The organism is Massilia sp. TWR1-2-2 (genome assembly GCF_049897565.1).
Taxonomy (GTDB): Bacteria; Pseudomonadota; Gammaproteobacteria; order Burkholderiales; family Burkholderiaceae_D; genus JAFCUW01.
Window position 1 is genome coordinate 1 of sequence record NZ_JAFCWM010000034.1, and the last position, 20014, is coordinate 20014.

The following is a 20014-nucleotide window of genomic DNA, read 5'->3' on the forward strand; positions in this document are numbered from 1 at the left end:
ACTTCAGCGCCGCCAATGTCGATGCGTGCGAACAGGCTGGCATCGTCCCTCTGATCGCGATGAAACGATCGCAGCATCATGAACCCGTGCTCGAACGCTTCACCGAGCCAGCGCCACTGAACGACGATGCCGATGTGCTCGCCACCATGGCGCACCGACTCAAGACCCGAAGCGGGCGAGCCGACTACGGCTTACGCAAGCAGACGGTCGAACCCGTGTTCGGCATCATCAAACAGGCGATGAAATTCCGCCAATTCGTGCTGCGCGGCGTGAAACACGTGGGCCACGAATGGAACCTGGTCGCCCTTGCATGGAACATCAAGCGAATGAACGCATTGAACATGGCCTGAAGTGTCCAAAGGGAGGCGATCGCTGAAAAAAGACCGCACCAGTATCCGCGAAAGGCGCCGGAACGTCCATTTCGGTGACCAACGCGGTCGGCGATTAAAAAAATAACGCTAACTCCGCAGAAACGTCACGCGCTACAAGCGCAAAACTTCAAGTCCGACAGGCTGCTAGCGCAACCAGTTCGGCGCGCCGCATACCGGTGCTGTACAGAAGAACACCCGCACCGCCAAAAGTCGCGTGCCCTGGCAGTTGAACGACAGCGGCAGGCCGTCGCGCTGCCGCCGGTAGGCGAACACATACTGCCGGTAGCGTTCCAGCATGGCCCGCGTCACCTCCTGCGGCGTTCGCACGGCACGCTCCTCGCACCAGTCGATGAAGTAGCCCAGGTCGATGCGGCGCGTCCTGATGGTGTGCTCCGAGTAGCGCATCGCGCGCAGCCAGTCGATGAAGCCGACCAGGTGGCCGTGAAAGCCGCCGGCAATCGACGGATCCCCGGCGTGCAGCGGCTTTTTGGCACGCGTGGCTGTCATGATTCGCCCGCCAGTACGGCGACGACCGGCGCATGGCCGTTTGCCGCAGGATGTGCGTTTTCAGGCTCAAACAAGGCGTCATCCACGGCAGCCCTAGCCGGCACTGGCTTCGCAGCAAATGCCGCGCCCCGACCGCCGGCCGACCAGCCACCGACCGAGGCCCGACCGGGCGCCGACTGCGCTCGCTCTTGCCCCGACCGCCGCTTGTCGTAAGCGTTCAATGCGCCGGCGTCAGGTTGTTCAGCGGATTGGCCGACCCGAGCCGGTCAGTCGCCCCTGCCGGCCAGGTGGTACCGCCCGTGTTTTTCATCGTCACGGCGATCGGATAGCTTTGCCCCTGCGTCATCGTCGCCGCCACGCTTGTGCTGGCGTAGGCGTGGGCGTGGTCGATTTGCCTTGTTGATTGCCATCGACACCCTGCCCTCCCATGGCGAACGCGGCCCGATCCGGTCCGGCATTCGTCTTCGACCGGCGCGAAGCGGCACGCGAGACTTCCCAATCGAAGCGATAGGTGGTCCCAACCGGGGCACGCGCGACGAAAAACTCGGCTGCACCCTGCGTCAGGCAACTGAACTGCCAGTTGTCGCGTGTGAGCACCGGATAGTTGGCCGATAGACCGTCCGGCGCTTGGGTATTGCCGGCACTACGGCGTAGCATCTCCTGATCGCCCTTGCCGGGCACATAAATGTAATTGCCATGCCAAAACTCGGTCGCCTTGAACACGGCGGCATTGTTGGTATAGTTGCTCTGAGCATCCATCGGCGCCCCGAACTTGCTGCAGCGCCGGGTCGAATCGGTACCCAAGCCGGTATTCCATCCGGTGGCGAATATGCCGTGCAGATATGGGATCTCCATGTCCCAATTGCCGAAATGGCCCGACGACTCTAGCGCCGCGCCGCTCTTCATGCGCCGGCCCATGCCCACCGGAAGCGCGCTGTTGCCGGGAACGCTGACGTCGGTCTGGATGAATTCGAGCGACCCAGTATAGAAGTTGGTGCTGTCGCCGAATAGGTCTTCGCCGAGCACCCCGAGCGCTTGCGGCGCCCGGATCAACTGTCCTTGTTCCGTGTACTGCGAAGTCTGCTGCGCTGTCGCAGGAAGCACGAATGCGGCAATGCTGATGCCAGCAACGATCGCCGGCGATAACGAAGACATGGGACTCGGACTCTTCAGGTACTTGGGCATCGCCTTCTTTTCTCGGTTGGCGTCGACGTTCTTGCTTGCGCGACGGGGTCAGCCTCACAGGCTTGCCCACGTAAGGGAAGACACTGATGCAGGAGCTGTTGCACTTTCTGAATAATCGTTATTTTCTATGGAGTAGAGGCTACGGGAAGCCGGATGCTATTGCTAGTGCTTTATGGCAATCAATCCTAGCAAATCGCATAGTCGACAAATGTGAATTGTTCAGCTAGCTGTTTGAACGCAGGACGATGCCACCCGGGCGAATGGCTCGGTCAACGCTCAGCAGGAGTATTAACGTCAATCAGCCGCCCTGCAAACGACCAACGCAAAACTACGTCGCTACGTCGGCTTGCCTTGGCCCCGCGACTCCCCCGACATTTCCACCTGGACGATACCGACATGCGCTAGATTGGCAAGCGCGGGCGGTGTGGCCGACGTGCTTGCCGCCACGTGCCTGGTGTACGCGGTCGCGCAGCCATGAGCGCACGCCTGCCGCTGCTCTGCCCAAGCCAGGCCAGCACGGTGCCACGTGAAGTGGGAAGCACTGCGCCACCGCGCAATGCCATGACGCAGGCGCTGGAACGGCACGCATGCTGCACGCGCGCCACCCACGCGTGCAGCTCGGTGGCGGACTTTCGTCACCTGGACGGCATCGTCGCCTGGCTCGAACGCCAGGCCGGCTAATCGATATGGCGTGGGCCGACGGCGTCGGTTATGATCACCTCCATAACAACACGGGAGACACCATGCAAGGCGTTCGATATTGGATTTTGCAGTATGTACTGGCGGCGGCGTCGATGTTCGCGCTGCTCGTCGTCGTCGACCTGATCGGCGGCAAACAGCTGGGCGACGGAATCTGGCTGTCGCTGGTGTTCGCGCTGGCGACGTCGGCGATCTTCATCGGCGCGCGCTACCTGCGCTCGCGCAAGGGCTAGCCGCCTGTCACCGGCGGGAAAAACGCCACTTCGCAGCCGTCGCCGATCTCGGTGTCGGCATCGCACATCACCTGGTTGCAGGCCATGCGCAAGGAACGCTCCGGTGCCAGCGCCTCGGCCCATGCGCCGCCGCGCGCATGCAGGAAATCGCGCACGCCGCCCACAGTGGTCACGCCGGCCGGCAGGTTTGCCACTTCTTGCGACACGCCGAGCGCCTCGCGCACGCTGGCAAAAAAACGCAAATTGATGTTCATGGATGCCTAATGCAGTAATTCGCCAAATGGGATGAAGCGCACCGTGTCGCCGCGCGCGACACGATGGCCTGGTGGATTGTCGATCAGGCCATCGCCCCAGACGGTCGACGTCAGCACGCCCGAGCCCTGGTTCGGGAACAGATCGAGTCCGCCTTCGTCGTTGATGCGCGCGCGCAGGAACTCGTTGCGCCGGTCGGCCTTGGGCCAGTCGAAGTCGGCCCGCATGGCGAACGCGCGCGGCTCGACCGGCGTCGTGACGCCCTGCAGGCGCAGGATGAATGGCCGCACGAACAGCAAAAATGTGATGAAGCTCGATACCGGGTTGCCGGGCAGGCCGAGGAAAAAAGCCTCGCCGCCGTCGCGCCGCACTTCGCCGAAGGCGAGCGGCTTGCCCGGCTTGACGGCGATCTGCCACATGTTCAGGCGCCCTTCCGCTTCCACCGCCGGCTTGATGTGGTCTTCCTCGCCGACCGACACGCCGCCCGACGTGATGATCAGGTCGTTCTCGCGCGCGGCATTGCGCAGCGTCTCGCGCGTGGCCTCGAGCGTGTCGGGCACGATGCCGAAATCGGCGATGGTGCAGCCGAGGTTTTCCAGCAGTGCGCGCAAGATGAAGCGGTTCGAATTGTAGATCGCGCCCGGCGCCAGCTGGCCGCCGGGCGCTTCGCCCGGCATCGTCAGTTCGTCGCCGGTGAAAAACACCGCCACGCGCAGCTTGCGCCGCACCGGCAGCATCGCCAGCCCCACCGACGAGGCCAGCCCCAGCTCCTGGCTGCGCAACCGCGTGCCGGCCGCCAGGATCAGCGCGCCGCTGGTGATGTCCTCGCCGGCGCGGCGGATCCATTCGCCGGCCTGCGGGGCATGGTTGATCGTCACCGTGCCGTCGTCGTTCAGCGTGCACTGCTCCTGCATCACGACAGCGTCAGCGCCGTCCGGGATCATGGCGCCGGTGAAGATACGCGCGGCGCAGCCGGCATCGAGGTACTTGCCGACGTGGCCGGCCGCAATGCGCTGGCTGACCGTCAACCTGGCCGCGCCGCCGGCGCAGTCTTGCGAGCGCACCGCGTAGCCATCCATCTGGGTGTTGTCGGCCGACGGCACGTCGATCGTCGACGCCTGCGCCTCGGCCAGCACGCGCCCGTTGGCGCCCAGCGTCGCGACAATCTCGGATTCGGCCACCGGACGGGCCGCGTCAAGCAGGAAGTCCAGCGCATCACGCACCGCCAGCATCGGCGGCCTGTTGGCGGTCTCACTCATGTTAAAGCCCCGTATTGGCGGCGATGTAGGCCTTCATGGCCGCCACGTCCGCCTTCATGACCACGAATTTCTGCGGCCGCGATTCGATGTCTTCGAAGCCGGCCGGCCGCTCGGCGTCCAGGCCCAGCGCTTCAAGTATGGTCTCGTTGAACTTCGCCGCCAGCGCCGTCTCGAGCACGATCATCGGCACGCCCGGCGCCATGTGCTCGCGCGCGACCTTGACGCCGTCGGCGGTATGGGTGTCGATGGTGATGCCGCAATCGTCCTGCACGTCGCGGATCGTCGCGACCCGGTCCTTGTGCGTCGAGCGGCCCGACAGGAAGCCATACTGGGCCACTTGCGCCCACTCGTCGCCGTCGCTGCCAGGTTTACCCGACAAATCGAAACCGCCTTCGGTCTCGACCTTGTGGAACAGCGCCCCCACGCGCGCAGGATCGCGCCCGACCAGGTCGAACACGAAGCGCTCGAAGTTCGACGCCTTCGAGATGTCCATCGACGGGCTGCTGGTGTGGTACGTCTCGGCCGACCTGCGCACCCGGTACACGCCGGTGCGGAAGAATTCGTCAAGCACGTCGTTTTCGTTGGTGGCGGCGACCAGTTTGTCGATCGGCAGTCCCATCATGCGCGCAATGTGACCGGCGCAGATATTGCCGAAGTTCCCGGAAGGGACAGTAAACGACACTTTCTGCGTGTTGTCGGTCGTCGCAGCCAGGTAGCCGCGGAAGTAGTACACCACCTGGGCAACGACGCGCGCCCAGTTGATCGAATTGACGGTGCCGATCTTCTGCATGGCCTTGAAGCGCAGGTCGTTCGATACCGCCTTCACCATGTCCTGGCAGTCGTCGAACACGCCTTCGACTGCGATGTTGAAGATGTTCGGGTCCTGCAGGCTGAACATCTGCGCACTCTGGAATGCGCTCATCTTCTTGTGCGGCGAGAGCATGAAGACGCGGATGCCCTTCTTGCCGCGCATGGCGTATTCGGCGGCGCTGCCGGTGTCGCCCGACGTCGCACCGAAGATATTGAGTTCGGCGTCTTCCTTGGCCAGCGTGTACTCGAACAGGTTACCGAGCAGCTGCATCGCCATGTCCTTGAACGCCAGCGTCGGACCGTTCGACAGCGCTTGCAGGATCAAGGTCTTGTCGCCGTCTTGTTCGAGCAATCGCAGCGGCGTGATGTCGGCGGCCGATTCGCCGTCGCGCACGTTGCGATACACCGCCGGCGTGTACGTCTTGGCCGTCAGCGCCTTCAGGTCGGCATCCGGAATATCGGTCGCAAATTTGCTCAGGATTTCGTACGCCAGGTCGGCGTACGACAGCTTGCGCCATGCATCGAGCTGCGCACCCGTCACTTGTGGATATGCGGACGGCAGATACAGGCCGCCGTCGGGCGCGAGGCCGCCGAGCAGGATACTGGAAAATTGCTGGGGTTGGGACGCCGGCGTGGCGCGAGTGGAGACGTATTGCATACAGTGAGAAAAGTCCGGTTTACGCTGCGATCGAGCGTTTATTATAGTTCGACCGGGATTTTCTTGGGCAACGGCATGGCCGGGCGCAGCCGGCGCCCTTTTTAACTGAACTTATACTGCTTCGATGTGGTCTGACCTAGGTCAGACCCCGAATCAGCTAGCAGGCGGCGTGGTTGACCGTGACGACGTGAATCGCCAAGCCGCCCAGCGACGTTTCCTTGTACTTGTCCTGCATGTCGGCGCCGGTCTGGCGCATCGTTTCGATGACATCATCGAGGCTGACAAAGTGGGTGCCGTCTCCCTTTAACGCCAGCGACGCCGCGGTAATCGCCTTGATCGCCCCCATGCCGTTACGCTCGATGCACGGAATCTGCACCAGGCCGCCGATCGGGTCGCACGTCATGCCCAGGTGGTGCTCGATGCCGATTTCGGCCGCGTTCTCGATCTGCTCGTTGGCGCCGCCGAGGGCCGCCACCAGACCGGCGGCAGCCATCGCGCAGGCCACACCGACTTCGCCCTGGCAACCGATTTCGGCGCCGGAGATCGAGGCGTTCTTCTTGCACAGCATGCCGATGGCAGCTGCCGTCAGCATGAACTCGCGCACGCCCTTGACCGGGTCGCTGGGCCGGCAATCCTCGGCATAGTAGCGCATCACCGCCGGGATGATACCGGCCGCGCCATTGGTCGGCGCCGTCACGACTCTTCCGCCGGCGGCGTTTTCCTCGTTGACGGCCATCGCGTACAGGCTGACCTGATGCAGCGCGTCGTGCGGCAGGTCGTTGGCGCGGTTGTCGCCGTTTTTCGCTGCCAGCGCCTGGCGCCACAGGTTGGCGGCGCGGCGCTTCACGTTCAGGCCGCCCGGCAGCTGGCCGTCGGTGACCAGGCCGTGGGCGATACAGTCGCGCATGACCTGCCAGATATTGTCGATGCCGGCGTCGAGATCTTCCTCGCTCATGTGGGCGCATTCATTGGCGCGCAACATCTGCGGGATCGTCAGGCCGCCCGCTTTGCCGTGCGCGAGCAGCTGGTCCATCGTATCGAAGGCATAAGGAATCGGCGCGGCGCCGGCGCCGGCGCCCTGGCGCGCGTGCGACTCGCCGGCGGCGTGAATGAAGCCGCCGCCGACCGAGTAGAAGATGCGTTCGATGACGCTGCCGTCAAGCTTGGTGAGCTTGAAACGCATGCCGTTCGGGTGCTCCGGCAGCGTCGACGCGCGGTTCCAGGCCAGGCCGGTTTTGGCGCTGAACGGCACTTCCTTTTGGCCCAGCAGCCGGATGGCGCCATCGAGTTCGACTTCGGCCAGCATGTCATCGACCTGCTCGGGGTTGACGCCCTGCGGCGTTGCGCCCATCAGGCCGAGGATGATGGCCTTGTCGGTGGCGTGGCCGATGCCGGTCAGCGCGAGCGAGCCATACAGGCCGACTTCAATCGCGGTGGCGTCGTCGAGCGGGCCGCATTCGACCAGGAAGCGGCGCGCCGCGACCATTGGACCCACCGTGTGCGAGCTGGAAGGCCCGATGCCTATCTTGAACAGGTCGAATACACTCATGTCCATCGTTGTCTCCGAATATATTCTTATTATGGGACGAATCAGGCGGCCTGGCCGAGGCCGACGTCGATATTTTCGAGCATGTCGGCCACCATCGCGGTGATGCCGATCTGCGCTTTCCAACCCCAGTCGGCAGTGGCGGCGCTGTCGTCGAGGCTTTGCGGCCAGGTCGCGGCGATCGCCTGGCGGCTGTCGGGCTGGTAGCTTATCTCGAAGGCCGGCAGCACGCGCTTGATCGCCTCGGCCAGTTCGCGCGGGTTGAACGACACGCCGGCGACATTATAGGATGAGCGGATTGCGACCTTGGCGGCCGGCGCGTCCATCAGTTCGATGGTGGCGCGGATGGCGTCGGGCATGTAAATCATCGGCAGCGTGGTCTGCGCTTCGAGGAAACACTCGTACGGCTCGCCCTTCAACGCGGAATGGAAGATGGCGATTGCGTAGTCGGTGGTGCCGCCGCCCGGAGGCGACTTGAAGCTGATGATGCCGGGGTAGCGGATGCTGCGCACGTCGACGCCGTACTTGGTGAAATAGTATTCGCACAGGCGTTCGCCCGCCAGCTTGCTGATGCCGTAGATCGACGTCGGATCCATCACCGTGTATTGCGGCGTATTGACCGGCGGCGTGTTCGGGCCGAAGGCGGCGATCGACGACGGCCAGAACACGCGCAGCGGCTTGCCCGCTTCGCCGCGCTCGCGGGCGACTTCGAGGATGTTGAGCAGGCCGTCCATGTTCAAGGTCCACGCTTTGAGCGGCATCTGTTCGCCGGTGGCCGACAGCAGCGCGGCGAGCTGGTAGATCTGGGTGATGCGTTCGTCGGCGACGAGCGATTCGAGGCGCGGCTTGTCGAGCACGTCGAGCTGGACGTAGCGCTTGGCGTGGTAGACGTTGGTGGCGCCGATGTCGGCGGCGAAGACGTTCGCTTCGCCGTGCTGCGCTGCCAGCGCGCCGACCAGTTCACTGCCGATTTGGCCGTTGGCGCCGATGATGAGGATACGTTCCATGAGATACCTTGTGCTTGTTACGTTAATTCTTCAGGATGCCAAGTTCGCGGCCGGCCTGCTCGAACGCCTTGAGCACGATGTCGAGCTGCTCGCGGGTGTGGGCGGCGGACAGCTGGACGCGCACGCGCGCCTGGCCCATCGGCACCACCGGGTAAAAGAAGCCCGACAGCAGCACGCCGAGTTCGTACATGCGGGCGGCGAATTTCTGCGCCACCGGCGCCTCGAACAGCATCACCGGCACCACCGGGTGGGTGCCCGGCTTGATGGTGAAGCCGATGCGCTCGATCTCCTTGCGGAAGTAGGCGGTGTTTTCGTGCAGGCGGTCGCGCAGTTCGGTCGAGGCGGTGATGCGCTTGAGGACAGACAGCGAGGCGCCGGCGATCATCGGCGCGAGCGTGTTGGAGAACAGGTAGGGACGCGACTTCTGGCGCAGCGTGTCGATCACTTCCTTGCCGGCGGCGGTGAAGCCGCCCATGGCGCCGCCGAGTGCCTTGCCGAGCGTGCCGGTGATGATGTCGATGCGGCCCATGACGTTGTGGTGCTCGTGGGTGCCGCGGCCGGTGGCGCCCATGAAGCCGGAGGCGTGCGACTCGTCGATCATGACGAGGGCGCCGTACTTGTCGGCCAGGTCGCAGATTTCGTTCAGCTTGGCGATGGTGCCGTCCATCGAGAACACGCCGTCGGTGCAGATTACCTTGTGGCGCTTGCCGGCGGCGTGCGCGGCCTGCAGCTGCGCTTCGAGGTCGGCCATGTCGTTGTTCTGGTAGCGGTAGCGCGCCGCCTTGCACAGGCGGATGCCGTCGATGATCGAGGCGTGGTTCAGCGCGTCCGAGATGATGGCGTCGTTTTCGTCGAACAGCGGCTCGAACAGGCCGCCGTTGGCATCGAAGGCGGCGGCGTACAGGATCGTGTCTTCCATGCCGAGGAAGCTCGAGATGGCCTGCTCGAGTTCCTTGTGGACGGTCTGGGTGCCGCAAATGAAGCGCACCGACGACAGGCCATAGCCGTACTTTTCGGTGGCGGCGATGGCCGCTTGCTGGGTTTGCAGGTCGCCCGACAGGCCGAGGTAGTTATTGGCGCACATGTTGATCAGGTGGCGGCCGTCGGCGCCCTCGACTTCGGCGCCCTGGCGCGAGGCGAGCACGCGCTCGGGCTTGTACAGGCCCTGCTCGCGCAGGGTGTCGAGGCTGGTTTGCAGCGCGCTGAAAAACGTGGCTTTCGCTTGGTCGCTCATCTTTATCCTCATGGTGGTGATTGCCGGCTTGACCGACTGTCGCGGTATGCTGTACCGTCTGTTGCGTATCCTGCACGATTTAAATGGAGCTCCAAAAATCCATTATGTCGAACTGGAATTCAATATAATGGATATTACCGAAGCCGGTTGAACTTGGCAAGCTTCCATTGCTGATAGTCCCGATCATTTCCCGCACACAAGACCATGACTACTCCTGTATCTAGCAATTCCCCGCCTGAAGTGGGCGCCACCTTGCAGCGGCTAAGGCTGGCGCGCGGGCTGACGCTGGAAGACCTGTCGCGCATCGCGGGGGTATCGAAGTCCATGTTATCGCAAATCGAACGCGAAAAGGCCAACCCGACCATTGCCATCACGTGGCGCCTGGCCAATGCGCTGGGGGTGGCGATCGGCGAACTGCTGACGGCGGAAACGCGCGAGGTCGAGCCGATCCGGGTGCTGGAGGCGCACGAGACCCCTACCCTGCCCGGCGCCCATGCCGGCTATGTGTTGCGGATCCTCGGCCCGATGGACCTGGCCGGCAAGTACGAGTGGTACGAACTGACCTTGGCGCCGGGCGGCGAGCTGGCCTCGCAGGCGCATGATCCGGGCACGGGCGAACACCTGACGGTGACGCACGGCGCGCTCGAAGTGGAAGTAGGCGTGATCAAGAAGAAGGTCAAGATCGGCGCCACCGCGCGCTACGCGGCCGACCAGGGGCACGTGATCCGTAACATCGGCAAGACTGAGGCGAAGGCGCTGCTGGTTGTGGTGCACCGTTGAAGGCGTTCGGCTCGGACAGCCGGATCAGCGCAGGTTTATTTTTAACCAGTCGCGTAAAGCATCGTTGATCCTGTCATCCCAGCCATCGCCAGTAGACCTGAAGGCGGCGAGTATATCGGCGTCTAGGTGAATCGTCACTGGTATCTTGTCTATCGGTATCGCCGCCCTGACTGCACGCGCGTACTCCTCGAACGAAACTTCGCGACCGCCAATCATTGGCGTGGCTTTCTCGAAAAACTCAGCGGTGAGCTCAGGCGCATCGTCAGGATCAACCCACCCTGCTGGCATTTTGTCTAATTTCCCGCTCATTTGCGTACCTCATCGAAATAATCCGTCGCACTGCACCGCGTGGTGTCCAGACCACGATGACCCATCGCCCCTTAAGCGCACCAAATGTACGAATGCGTTGCTCGCCGTAATCGTACCGCGAGTCCACGCCGTCAATGGTAGGTCCTGCAAAAACGTCCGCCGCATCTTGGAAGTCCAGACCCCTGTGCCTCCGAGTCCATTCGCGTTTGCGTGAATCACATTCGATTAACATAATCAGTGTAGATTCGCGAAATTGAGAGGTCAAGGAAATTGGACTCTCCTTTTGACTCATCTATTGGTGCGAAGTTCCGCTGAGAAATCGAAGCGATCCCGCAAAAAAAAGGCGCTGGACAATTTCTCGCCCAGCGCCTTGCCCGATGCAGCGTCGTCTTACTGCGCTGCGACCTTGGCCGGGGCGTCCATCTGCAGCGCGCGGCTAAGGAAGCCCCAGCGGTCGGCCACTTCCTCGATCTGCTTGGCGGTCGGCTTGCCGGCGCCGTGGCCGGCCTTGACGTCGATGCGGATCAGGATCGGCGCGGGGCCGGCCTGCGCTGCCTGGGCGGCGGCGGCGAACTTGAAGCTGTGCGCCGGCACCACGCGGTCATCATGGTCGGCCGTGGTGATCATCGTGGCCGGATAGCAGCCGCCCGCCTTCAGGTTGTGAAGCGGCGAATACTTCACCAGCGCCTTGAACTGCTCCGGATTGTCGGACGAGCCGTAGTCCGAAGCCCAGGCCCAGCCGATGGTGAACTTATGGAAGCGCAACATATCGAGCACGCCGACCTGCGGGATGGCCGCGCCGAACAGATCCGGACGCTGCGTCATCGCCGCGCCGACCAGCAGGCCGCCGTTGCTGCCGCCGCCGATCGCCAGTTTCGCCGGCGACGTCACCTTGTTGGCGATCAGCCATTCGGCCGCGCCGATGAAGTCGTCGAACACGTTCTGCTTTTGCAGCTTGGTGCCGGCTTCGTGCCAGGCCTGGCCGTACTCGCCGCCGCCGCGCAGGTTGGCCATCACGTAGACGCCGCCCATTTCCATCCACGCCAGGTTAGCGGGCGAGAAGCCCGGCGTCATCGAGATGTTGAAGCCGCCGTAGCCGTACAGGTAGGTCGGGTTCGAGCCGTCGAGCGTCAGGCCTTTTTTTGAGACGATGAACATCGGTACCTTGGTGCCATCGCGGCTGGTGAAGAACTGCTGGCGCGTCTCGTATTGCGACGGCTCGAAGTCGACCTTCGGCTGGCGCAGCACCGTGCTGGCGCCGCTTTTCAGGTCGAGCCGGTAGATCGTGGTCGGGTTGGTGAAGCCGGTAAACGAGTAGAACGTCTCGCTGTCGCCGCGCTTGCCGCCGAAACCGGATACCGCGCCGATGCCCGGCAGCGCCACTTCGCGCACCATGCGGCCGTTGCGGTCGTAGACCTTGACCATGCTGCGCGCGTCGGCCAGGTAGCTGGCGACGAACTGGTTGTTGACCATGTTTGCCCCGACCAGCGTCTGCGGGCCTTCCGGCACCACGACTTTCCAGTTGGCCGGCAATGGCTTGCGCGTGTCGATGGCGACGATGCGCTGGCGCGGCGCCTGGTTATCGGTGGCGAAGTAGAACACCGGGCCGTCGTTGTCGATGAAGCTGTAGCCCGATTCGAGCACGTCGATCAGCGCCACCACCGTCGAATCAGGCTTGCCGAGGTCCTTGTAGAACACGCGGTTCTTGCGCGCGGTGCCTTGGCTGGCCGAGATGATGAGGTAGCGCCCGTCGTCGCTGACCTGGCCGCTGAAGCCCCACTCCTTCTGGTCCGGACGGTCGTACACCAGGATGTCGGCGCTTTGCGGCGTACCGACCTTGTGGAAGTACAGCTTCTGGAAGTAGTTGACGTCGGCCAGCTTGGTCGCTTCCTTCGGCTCGTCGTAGCGGCTGTAGAAGAAGCCTTTGCCGTCGCGCGTCCAGGAGGTGGACGAAAACTTGACCCACTTCAGATGGTCGCCCAAGTCCTTGCCGGTGGCGATGTCGCGCACCTTCCACTCGTTCCAGTCGGAGCCGGAAGCGGCGGTGCCGTAGGCGAGCAGCTTGCCGTCCGGGCTGACGGCGGTGCCTGACAGCGCGACGGTGCCGTCGGCGGCCAGGGTGTTCGGATCGAGCAGCAGCCGCGGCGCGTCGGACAGCTTGTCCATCGTGTATAGCACCGACTGGTTCTGCAGGCCGTCGTTGCGGCTGTAGAAATAACGCCCGCCTTCCTTGTACGGCACGCTGTAACGCTCGTAGTTCCACAGCTTGGTGAGGCGCTGCTTGATCGCCTCGCGCGCCGGAATCTGGCCGAGGTACGACTGGGTCAGGCGATTCTGCGCGTCGACCCACTCCTTGGTCTCGGCGCTGTTGGCGTCTTCGAGCCAGCGGTACGGGTCGGCGATGGTGGTGCCGTGATAGTTATCCTGCTGGTCGACCTTCTTGGAGGCCGGATAAGCCGTTGCGGCGGGGCCGCCAGGGCAGGTCTGGGCCAGCGCATTGGCGCCGAACGTGGCGAGCAGGCTGACGACCAGCGATGCATGTCTCATTTGCATAGATTGTAGTCTCTCGGTAAAGAGTTGAGGAAGGGGCGGATTCGCCCGCCGAAATGATAGCGCGTTTTGCTCAGCCGATGGTGTTGCTGGTAGCGGTGTTGTCGCTGGTGTCGGCGTACGGCAGCGACGAGCGCACCGGCGGCACCCAGTTGCGGATCCAGTCGACCAGCTTGTCGCCCGGGATAGGACGGCTCATGAAGTAGCCCTGCCCCTCGTCGCAGCCGAGCGCGGCGAGCAGGCGCCACACCGCTTCGCTCTCGATGCCCTCGGCGACGACGCGCAGGCCCATGTTGTGGCCAAGGTCGATGGTCGAGCGGACGATCTTGGTGTCGCCGATGTCGTTTTCCATGTTCAGCACGAACGACTTGTCGATCTTCAGTTCGTCCACCGGCAAGCGCTTGAGGTAGGCCAGCGACGAGTAACCGGTGCCGAAGTCGTCGATCGACAGGTCGACGCCCATCGCGTGCAATCGCTCGAGCGTCTGCTGGGCGCGCACCGGATCGTCCATGATGGCGCTCTCGGTGATCTCCAGGCAGAACGACTGCGGCAGGACCTGGTGGCGCGCCAGGATGTCGCCGAATTTGTTGGGCAGTTCCTGGTCCAGCAGGTCGCGCGTCGACAGGTTGACCGACACCTTCAGGTGGATGCCCTTGGCGGCCATTTCGCGGCACAGCGCGGCCGACTGCTCGAGCACCCAATGCGTCAATACGCGGATAAAACCGGTCTGCTCGGCGAACGGAATGAATTCGTCGGGGAAGACGTTGCCGCGCACCGGATGGGCCCAGCGCACCAGCGACTCGACGCCGACCACTTCGCCGTTGGAGAGGTTCATCTTCGGCTGCACGTGCAGGCGGAACTCGTTGTTTTCGATGGCGTTGCGCAGTTCGGTCAACAGCGACAGGCTCGTTTCGCTGGCCTTGTCGATCATCGGATCGTAGACCACCGCGCCGTCGTTGCGCTGCTTGGCGTTGTACATCGCCACTTCGGCCATCGACAGCAGCGCTTTGGCGTCGTCACCGTGCACCGGATAGCCGGCGATGCCGATGCCGGCGCCGATGTCGACGGTCTGGTCGTCGAGCGACAGGGGCTGCTCGAGCGCGGCGCGGATGTTGGCGGCGATGACATGCGCGCCTTCGATGTCGCAGGCAACCAGCAGCACCGCAAATTCGTCGCCGCCCATGCGCGCCACGTGGGCGTCTTCGTGGGCGCCGGCCAGCTGCAGCTGGAGGCGGCCAGCCACCTGGCGCAGCAAGGCGTCGCCAAAACTGTGGCCCATGACGTCGTTGACGTGCTTGAAGCGGTCGAGGTCCATCATCAGCACGAACACCTGCTGCTCGCGCTTTTTCGCTTCAGCCAGCGATTCGTTCAGCAGCAGCACGAACTGGGCGCGGTTCGGCAAGCTGGTGAGCGGGTCCCAGTACGCCAGCCGGCTGATTTCCTGTTCGCGCTTGGCGATCCCCTCGCGCATGCTGTCGAAGGCGTGGGCGAGCGCGCCGATTTCGTCGCGGCGCTCGGCGAAGCCGGTCTGCACGCGGTAGTCGCCCCGTTCGAGCCGGGCGGCGATGCCGGCCAGCTGGCGCAGCGGCTGCGCGATGCGCTTGGCGGTCAGTACGCTGGCGACGGCGGCGATGATGATGCCGACGATGGTGAGAAACATCAGGCGCCGTTCGAGACGGCCATATTCGGCGGTGGCTTCTTCGATCGAGCGCGCAAGCATGACGCCGGCGCCGCGGTCGCCGTCGCGGCCCAGGTCGACCAGGCGGGCGCTGTACTCATTGCCGTCGATATCGACGTCGAAGGCGCTTTTCAGGTCAGCCGCCGCGGCCGGCAGGTTAGCGGCCATGGCGCCGGCGACGGCCGGGGCGAGCGTGGCGTCGACCGGCAGCCAGCGGCCGTCGGCGCCGCGCGCGACAATCGCCACTTCGAGCGCCGACAGCTCCTTCATGTCGACGGCCAGCTGGCGGTCGATGGCAAAGCCCATCACGATCCAGGCGATGGTGATCGGCGCCTTGACCGGCATGACGACGATCTGGAACGGCTTGTTGCCAACCATCGCGGTGCCGATGGCGCCTTCGTTCTCGGCCTCGTCGAGCAGGCCAAGCACCAGTTTTTCGAGTCCCGGATCGCGGCCGATGCCGGTCGAGACCATCACGTTGCGGTCGCCGTCGATCAGCAAGGTGAGGTCGGCGCGGACACGATGGGCGCTGTTTTCGAGCGCCGACTTGATCGTTTCACGGTCGCCGCCGGCGTCGTTGCCGACCGCCTGCACGAAACCGGTGTCGCGCGACAGCACCTGGGCGGCGAAGCGGCGCTTCTGGGCGTTTTGCTCCATCAGCTTGCGAAAGACCTTCTCGCCGTTGGCAAGTTCGGTCGCGATCGAGGCGCGCGCGTTGCTGTCGATGCCCTTCTGGATCACCACCAGGCCAAAAACCTGGAGCGCGATGATCAGCACCAGGAACAGCGTGACGATGCGCCCTTCCAGGCTATGGAAGCCCAATTTCATTATCAGTGCGCGTGCGTGTCGTTGCCGGCGACGGGCGGCTTCATGGCAAGCCGGAAGGTGGCGGCGGCGTCCCCTGCCTTGACCGTCAGCGGCTGTTCGGCGGCGGCGCCTGGCGCCATGTTGAAGTGCCAGACCTTGAGCGTGTATTTGCCGGCGGCCGGCACGTCGAACCTGGCGACGCCGTCGGCGCCGGACTTGGCGAAATACGGCGTGTCGAGCACTTTGACGTAAGCGATCATGCGGTCGTGAATGTTGCAGCCGAGGACAACCGTGCCGGCCTTGTCGAACACCTGCGGCGCGGCGGCGACGCCGGAATAGAGCTTCTGGTCGAATTTCTTGGCCGGCGAGAACGAGTAGATGTGGTGGCGCACCTTGTCGTTATTCGGGAACGACAACTGGCTGCCGGCCTGGATCACGCTCACCAGGGGCTTGAACTGCAGGCCGACCTGTTCGATCAGGGCCGGTTTCGGGTTGCCGGGCACTGCCGCGCCTGACTCGGGCTCGGCATAGACGACCACATCGGCAAGCGGCTGGCCGGCGGCGTCGTTGACCTGCACAACGACAGTGGAGGCGAAAACAGGAACGAAAAGGAAGCACAGACAGGCCGACAGGGCGCCGCGGGTAACAATTTTCATGAATACGATCAAAATGATGTATAGAAGTAATACTCACGTTACGGCATCGCGCCCGGCAAATGTAGGGCTACGGAAAAAAATTCTCTATGGAACTTTCCGTTGCTACGCAAATACAACGTAATAGCTAGCCTGGCAACGGGATGCGGCCGAGTCAATCGGCGCGATGGGGACGAATCGCGTCAACGTCAGCACGGTCGCGGCGGGCCGGCGGCAGCGCCGGCGTGGGTGACCTGCCACTGGCGCGTCAGGTCCATGGCGCTGCCGATTTGCGATGGCGACAGCCGGCGCGCGACGATGCTCTTGTTGGCGCCGGCGGCTTCGTCGCCGCCCTCGGCCGCCAGCAGCATCCACATGTAGGAGCGCACGGTGTCGCGGGCGACGCCGCGGCCGCCGTCGTACATGGTGCCGAGGTTGTACTGGGCCAGCGCATGACCCTGCTCGGCGGCCTGGGTGTACCAGTAGACGGCCATGGCGTCGTCGCGCGCAACACCCTGGCCGCTGGCGAACATCACGCCCAGGTTGTTCTGCGCGCTGGCGTCGCCCTGCTCGGCGGCCTGCTGGTACCAGTGCGCCGCCATGACGTCGTCCTTGGGGGCGCCCTGCCCGTTGGCGAAGATGACGCCGAGGTTGAACTGGGCGTTGGCGGCGCCCTGGTCGGCGGCGCGGCGGTACCATTCGAGCGCGCGCTGCTCGTCGCGGCCGACGCCGCGGCCGTTGGCATACATGCTGCCGAGGTTGTACTGGGCGGCGACATGGCCCTGTTCGGCGGCGCGCAAGTGCCAGCCGAGGGCGCGCGCCTCGTCCTGTTCGACGCCCTGGCCGCCCGACAGGATCACGCCGAGGTGGAACTGGGCGTCCTTGTCGCCCTGGTCGCCGGCGCGCTGCAGCCAGGCCACCGCACGCAGCGGATCGGCGCGCACGCCGAGCGCTTCGGAATAGGCGACGCCAAGCTGGCGCTGTGCCACCGGGTCGCCTTGCGCGGCGGCCTGGCGGAACCAGCACAGCGCCTGGGCGTCGCTCGCTTCGACACCCTGGCCACGCTTGTACATCATGCCCAGGTTCAGTTGCGCCTGCGGTTCGCCCTGCACCGCGGCCTTGCGGAACCAGGCCATCGCCAGCGGATAGTTGACGCCGGCGCCGTGGCCGTACAGGTAACATTCGGCCAGCAGGTTTTGCGCGGTGGCGACGCTTTGCTCGGCGGCGCGATAGAACCAGGCCAGCGCCATTTCGTGGTTTTGTTCGACGCCGCGGCCCTTGCGGTACATCTGACCAAGGTTCTGCTGGGCCGAGGCGTCGCCCTGTTCGGCCGCATGGCGGAACCAGTAGGCCGCCTCGGGATCGCTTTTTTCGACGCCACGGCCGTTGTAGTACAGCGCGCCGAGGTGATTCTGGGCGAAGGCGAGCCCCTGCAGCGCGGCCTGGCGCAGCCACTTGAAGGCGTTGGCGTAGTCGCGCTCGATGCACTCGCCTTTTTTGTACATCAGGCCCAGGTTGAACTGGGCATAGGCGTCGCCGCGCTCAGCAGCCTGGCGGAACCACACATAGGTTTGGTAGTTCTCGCGTGTAACATTCTGGCGGTTCATGGTGATCCTCCGGCACGCTGGCCGTGACAACGCAGACATATCGGCCGCAGCATAACGCAAGCGACCTGATACGTATTGTTAAAATTTTAATAGCCATAGCGTGGCGGGATTTGACTGCGCACAAGCGTGCTAGCAGGTTGTCAGCATGTGCAGGCGCGAAAAAACCCCGCATCGGCGGGGTTCAATTTCACGCGGAAATAATCAAGCGGGCTGGGCCGCAGGTTTCGGGCCGGCGGCATACACCAGCATCGCCAGCAGCGCCAGGCACCAGACGATCAGCGCGCCGGACGGCAGGTCGAGCAGGATCGACAGCACCAGGCCACTGGCGTAGCCGCCGACGCCGGTCAGGTAGGCAAACGCCAGGCGTCGGCGCCCGCCATAGTGGCGCACTGCCAGGCTCGGCACGATCAGGCTGGCGAACACCAGGTAGACGCCAACCAGTTGCACCGAGGCGGTGACGGCGAGCGCGAACACGAGGTAAAACCCGATCCGCAGCAAGCGATCGCCGAACACGGCCAGCACGGCGACGATGACGGCCGAACCCAGCGCCGGCATCAACAGCTGGTGGTAGTTGACCCACAGGATCTGTCCGGCCAGCAGGTCTTGCAGGTGCTCGCCGCCGTGCGGATTGTGCGCCACCAGCAGCAGGCTGGCGCTGGCGGCGAGGATGAACATCACGCCGATCTGCGCTTCCTGCACGTCGGGCCAGCGTTTTTCGGTCCAGGTCAGCAGCAAGGCGCCGAGCACGGCAGCCACGCCGGCGGCCAGCTGCACCGCCCAGCCCTGCGGGTCGAGGCTGCCCGAGCCGGCGATGATGACGCCGAGCGCGGCGATCTGGGCAATTGCCAGGTCGATGAACACGATGCCGCGCTTGAGCACCTGGGCGCCAAGCGGGATGTGTGTGGCGAGCACCAGCAGGCCGGCCAGGAAGGCCGGCAGCACGATCAGCAGATCGAACCCGCCCAAGGTCATTTGTTCGCTTCCAGCAAGCGCTGGACCGTGACGTCGAACAGGCTGAACAGATCGGTCACCTTGTCATCGGCGCCGACCGTGAACGGCACCAGCACCGCCGGAATTTTGGCGCGCTCGGCCAGCCACTGCGACGGGCGCGCGTCCTGGTAGGCGGCGCGCAATACCATCTTGGCCGGCTGTCGCTGCAGCTGGGCCAGCAACTGCCCCAGATGCGCCGCGCTCGGCTCTACGCCCGGCTTGGCTTCGAGCGTGCCGACCTGGCGCATGCCGAGCCAGTTCATCAGGTATTCCATGTTCTTGTGGTGTTCGACGACGGCAACACCACGCAGCGGCGCGGCCTGTTTCTCCCACCTGAGCATGGCGGCGTTCCAGCGGCCGGCAAAGTCGGCCTGGCGTGCCTGGTACCAGGCGGCATTGGCAGGATCGAGCTCGGCCAGCCGCTTCGCTAGCGCGACGGCAACCAGCGCGATGTTGCGCGGATTTTGCTGGATGTGCGGATTACCTGCCGCGTGGACGTCGCCGTCGCTGCGGTCGACCCTGGCCGGCACGTCGAGCCGCGGCACGACGGCGCCGGCCTCGAAAAAGCCGGGCCGGCCGGCGGCAATCTTCGGGTTGCCGGATTGCTGCACCAGCATTGGCAGCCAGCCCGCCTCCAGCTCGAGGCCGGTGCAGACGAGCACGTCGGCATTGCGGGTGCGCGCGATCAAGCCAGGGCGCGCCTCGATGCGGTGCGGATCCTGCAGCGCGTTGGTGGCACTGCTGACCTTGACTTTGTCGCCGCCAAGTTCCTTGGTCAGCGCTTCCCATTCCGGCTCGCAGGCCAGCACGTTCAGTTCGGCGTGGGCCGACGCCGACAGCAACGCGGCAGCGCCGACCAGCACGGATACAACAAATTTGCGGTTGAAGTTCATGGCGACT

The 20014-nt window shown here is 64.3% G+C and carries 22 protein-coding genes; 5 read left to right on the plus strand and 17 right to left on the minus strand.

Annotated elements, in window-relative coordinates; translation table 11 throughout:
• Positions 1–350: transposase (locus tag ACP7DD_RS22820; RefSeq protein ID WP_426177182.1), on the plus strand; the 350-nt coding region annotated here is incomplete at its 5' end.
• Between the two features lie 165 nt (positions 351–515).
• Here the strand turns inward: ACP7DD_RS22820 and ACP7DD_RS22825 are convergent.
• The 3 genes from ACP7DD_RS22825 to ACP7DD_RS22835 form a co-directional block, all read right to left on the minus strand.
• Positions 516–878 (minus strand): hypothetical protein, encoded by a 363-nt coding sequence (locus tag ACP7DD_RS22825; RefSeq protein ID WP_426177184.1) that lies wholly within the window; start codon positions 876–878, stop codon positions 516–518.
• Positions 879–1095: 217 nt separating this feature from the next.
• Entirely contained in the window at positions 1096–1224 is a 129-nt protein-coding gene (locus ACP7DD_RS22830; protein ID WP_426177185.1) for a hypothetical protein, read from the minus strand.
• Positions 1221–2063 (minus strand): hypothetical protein, encoded by an 843-nt coding sequence (locus ACP7DD_RS22835; RefSeq protein WP_426177187.1) that lies wholly within the window; start codon positions 2061–2063, stop codon positions 1221–1223. The genes ACP7DD_RS22830 and ACP7DD_RS22835 overlap by 4 nt, the downstream gene beginning before the upstream one ends.
• A 474-nt stretch (positions 2064–2537) precedes the next feature.
• Between ACP7DD_RS22835 and ACP7DD_RS22840 the strand changes: the two genes are divergently transcribed.
• Together ACP7DD_RS22840 and ACP7DD_RS22845 are read left to right on the plus strand one after the other, a co-directional pair.
• Positions 2538–2744, plus strand: a complete 207-nt coding sequence (locus tag ACP7DD_RS22840; protein ID WP_426177189.1) for a hypothetical protein — start codon at positions 2538–2540, stop codon at positions 2742–2744.
• A 62-nt stretch (positions 2745–2806) separates the two neighbouring features.
• Positions 2807–2995, plus strand: coding sequence for a hypothetical protein (locus ACP7DD_RS22845; RefSeq protein ID WP_426177191.1), 189 nt, complete (start codon positions 2807–2809; stop codon positions 2993–2995).
• On the opposite strand, the gene moaD is transcribed toward ACP7DD_RS22845, so the two are convergent.
• From moaD to kbl, 6 genes are all read right to left on the minus strand, one after another.
• Positions 2992–3249 carry a molybdopterin converting factor subunit 1 gene (moaD, locus tag ACP7DD_RS22850; RefSeq protein WP_426177193.1) on the minus strand — a complete coding sequence of 86 codons (258 nt, stop codon included), beginning with the start codon at positions 3247–3249 and terminating at the stop codon, positions 2992–2994. The two genes, ACP7DD_RS22845 and moaD, sit on opposite strands and share 4 nt — an antisense overlap.
• Before the next feature lie 6 nt (positions 3250–3255).
• Positions 3256–4506, minus strand: coding sequence for a gephyrin-like molybdotransferase Glp (gene glp, locus ACP7DD_RS22855; RefSeq protein WP_426177195.1), 1251 nt, complete (start codon positions 4504–4506; stop codon positions 3256–3258).
• A gap of 1 nt (position 4507) precedes the next feature.
• Positions 4508–5974 (minus strand): threonine synthase, encoded by a 1467-nt coding sequence (gene thrC, locus ACP7DD_RS22860; RefSeq protein ID WP_426177196.1) that lies wholly within the window; start codon positions 5972–5974, stop codon positions 4508–4510.
• A 157-nt stretch (positions 5975–6131) separates the two neighbouring features.
• The gene (locus ACP7DD_RS22865) at positions 6132–7529 is read right to left on the minus strand and encodes an L-serine ammonia-lyase (RefSeq protein ID WP_426177198.1); all 1398 of its coding nucleotides are present in this window, start codon (positions 7527–7529) and stop codon (positions 6132–6134) included.
• Positions 7530–7564: 35 nt separating this feature from the next.
• Complete coding sequence (locus tag ACP7DD_RS22870; protein WP_426177200.1) at positions 7565–8527, minus strand: NAD-dependent epimerase/dehydratase family protein; 963 nt, start codon at positions 8525–8527, stop codon at positions 7565–7567.
• 22 nt (positions 8528–8549) lie between these two features.
• Positions 8550–9761 (minus strand): glycine C-acetyltransferase, encoded by a 1212-nt coding sequence (gene kbl / locus ACP7DD_RS22875; protein ID WP_426177201.1) that lies wholly within the window; start codon positions 9759–9761, stop codon positions 8550–8552.
• 10 nt (positions 9762–9771) lie between these two features.
• Here kbl and ACP7DD_RS22880 point away from each other — a divergent pair, with 10 nt between their 5' ends.
• Together ACP7DD_RS22880 and ACP7DD_RS22885 are read left to right on the plus strand one after the other, a co-directional pair.
• Complete coding sequence (locus tag ACP7DD_RS22880; RefSeq protein WP_426177203.1) at positions 9772–9912, plus strand: hypothetical protein; 141 nt, start codon at positions 9772–9774, stop codon at positions 9910–9912.
• A 53-nt stretch (positions 9913–9965) separates the two neighbouring features.
• Positions 9966–10541 (plus strand): helix-turn-helix domain-containing protein, encoded by a 576-nt coding sequence (locus ACP7DD_RS22885; protein ID WP_426177205.1) that lies wholly within the window; start codon positions 9966–9968, stop codon positions 10539–10541.
• A 24-nt stretch (positions 10542–10565) separates the two neighbouring features.
• Here ACP7DD_RS22885 and ACP7DD_RS22890 read toward each other — a convergent pair whose 3' ends face one another.
• From ACP7DD_RS22890 to ACP7DD_RS22925, 8 genes are all read right to left on the minus strand, one after another.
• Entirely contained in the window at positions 10566–10850 is a 285-nt protein-coding gene (locus ACP7DD_RS22890; protein WP_426177206.1) for a BrnA antitoxin family protein, read from the minus strand.
• The gene (locus ACP7DD_RS22895) at positions 10810–11142 is read right to left on the minus strand and encodes a BrnT family toxin (RefSeq protein WP_426177208.1); all 333 of its coding nucleotides are present in this window, start codon (positions 11140–11142) and stop codon (positions 10810–10812) included. The genes ACP7DD_RS22890 and ACP7DD_RS22895 overlap by 41 nt, the downstream gene beginning before the upstream one ends.
• 98 nt (positions 11143–11240) lie before the next feature.
• Entirely contained in the window at positions 11241–13397 is a 2157-nt protein-coding gene (locus ACP7DD_RS22900; RefSeq protein ID WP_426177254.1) for a prolyl oligopeptidase family serine peptidase, read from the minus strand.
• A 76-nt stretch (positions 13398–13473) separates the two neighbouring features.
• Positions 13474–15906 (minus strand): EAL domain-containing protein, encoded by a 2433-nt coding sequence (locus tag ACP7DD_RS22905; protein ID WP_426177210.1) that lies wholly within the window; start codon positions 15904–15906, stop codon positions 13474–13476.
• A gap of 2 nt (positions 15907–15908) precedes the next feature.
• Positions 15909–16541 (minus strand): methylamine utilization protein, encoded by a 633-nt coding sequence (locus ACP7DD_RS22910; protein WP_426177212.1) that lies wholly within the window; start codon positions 16539–16541, stop codon positions 15909–15911.
• A 185-nt stretch (positions 16542–16726) separates the two neighbouring features.
• Positions 16727–18124, minus strand: coding sequence for a tetratricopeptide repeat protein (locus tag ACP7DD_RS22915; protein ID WP_426177213.1), 1398 nt, complete (start codon positions 18122–18124; stop codon positions 16727–16729).
• A 201-nt stretch (positions 18125–18325) separates the two neighbouring features.
• A complete protein-coding gene (locus ACP7DD_RS22920) occupies positions 18326–19096 on the minus strand; it encodes a metal ABC transporter permease (protein WP_426177215.1) in 771 nt (256 codons plus the stop codon).
• On the minus strand, positions 19093–20007 hold the full coding sequence (locus ACP7DD_RS22925; RefSeq protein ID WP_426177217.1) for a metal ABC transporter substrate-binding protein: 915 nt from the start codon (positions 20005–20007) through the stop codon (positions 19093–19095). The genes ACP7DD_RS22920 and ACP7DD_RS22925 overlap by 4 nt, the downstream gene beginning before the upstream one ends.
• Between the last annotated feature and the right edge of the window lie 7 nt (positions 20008–20014).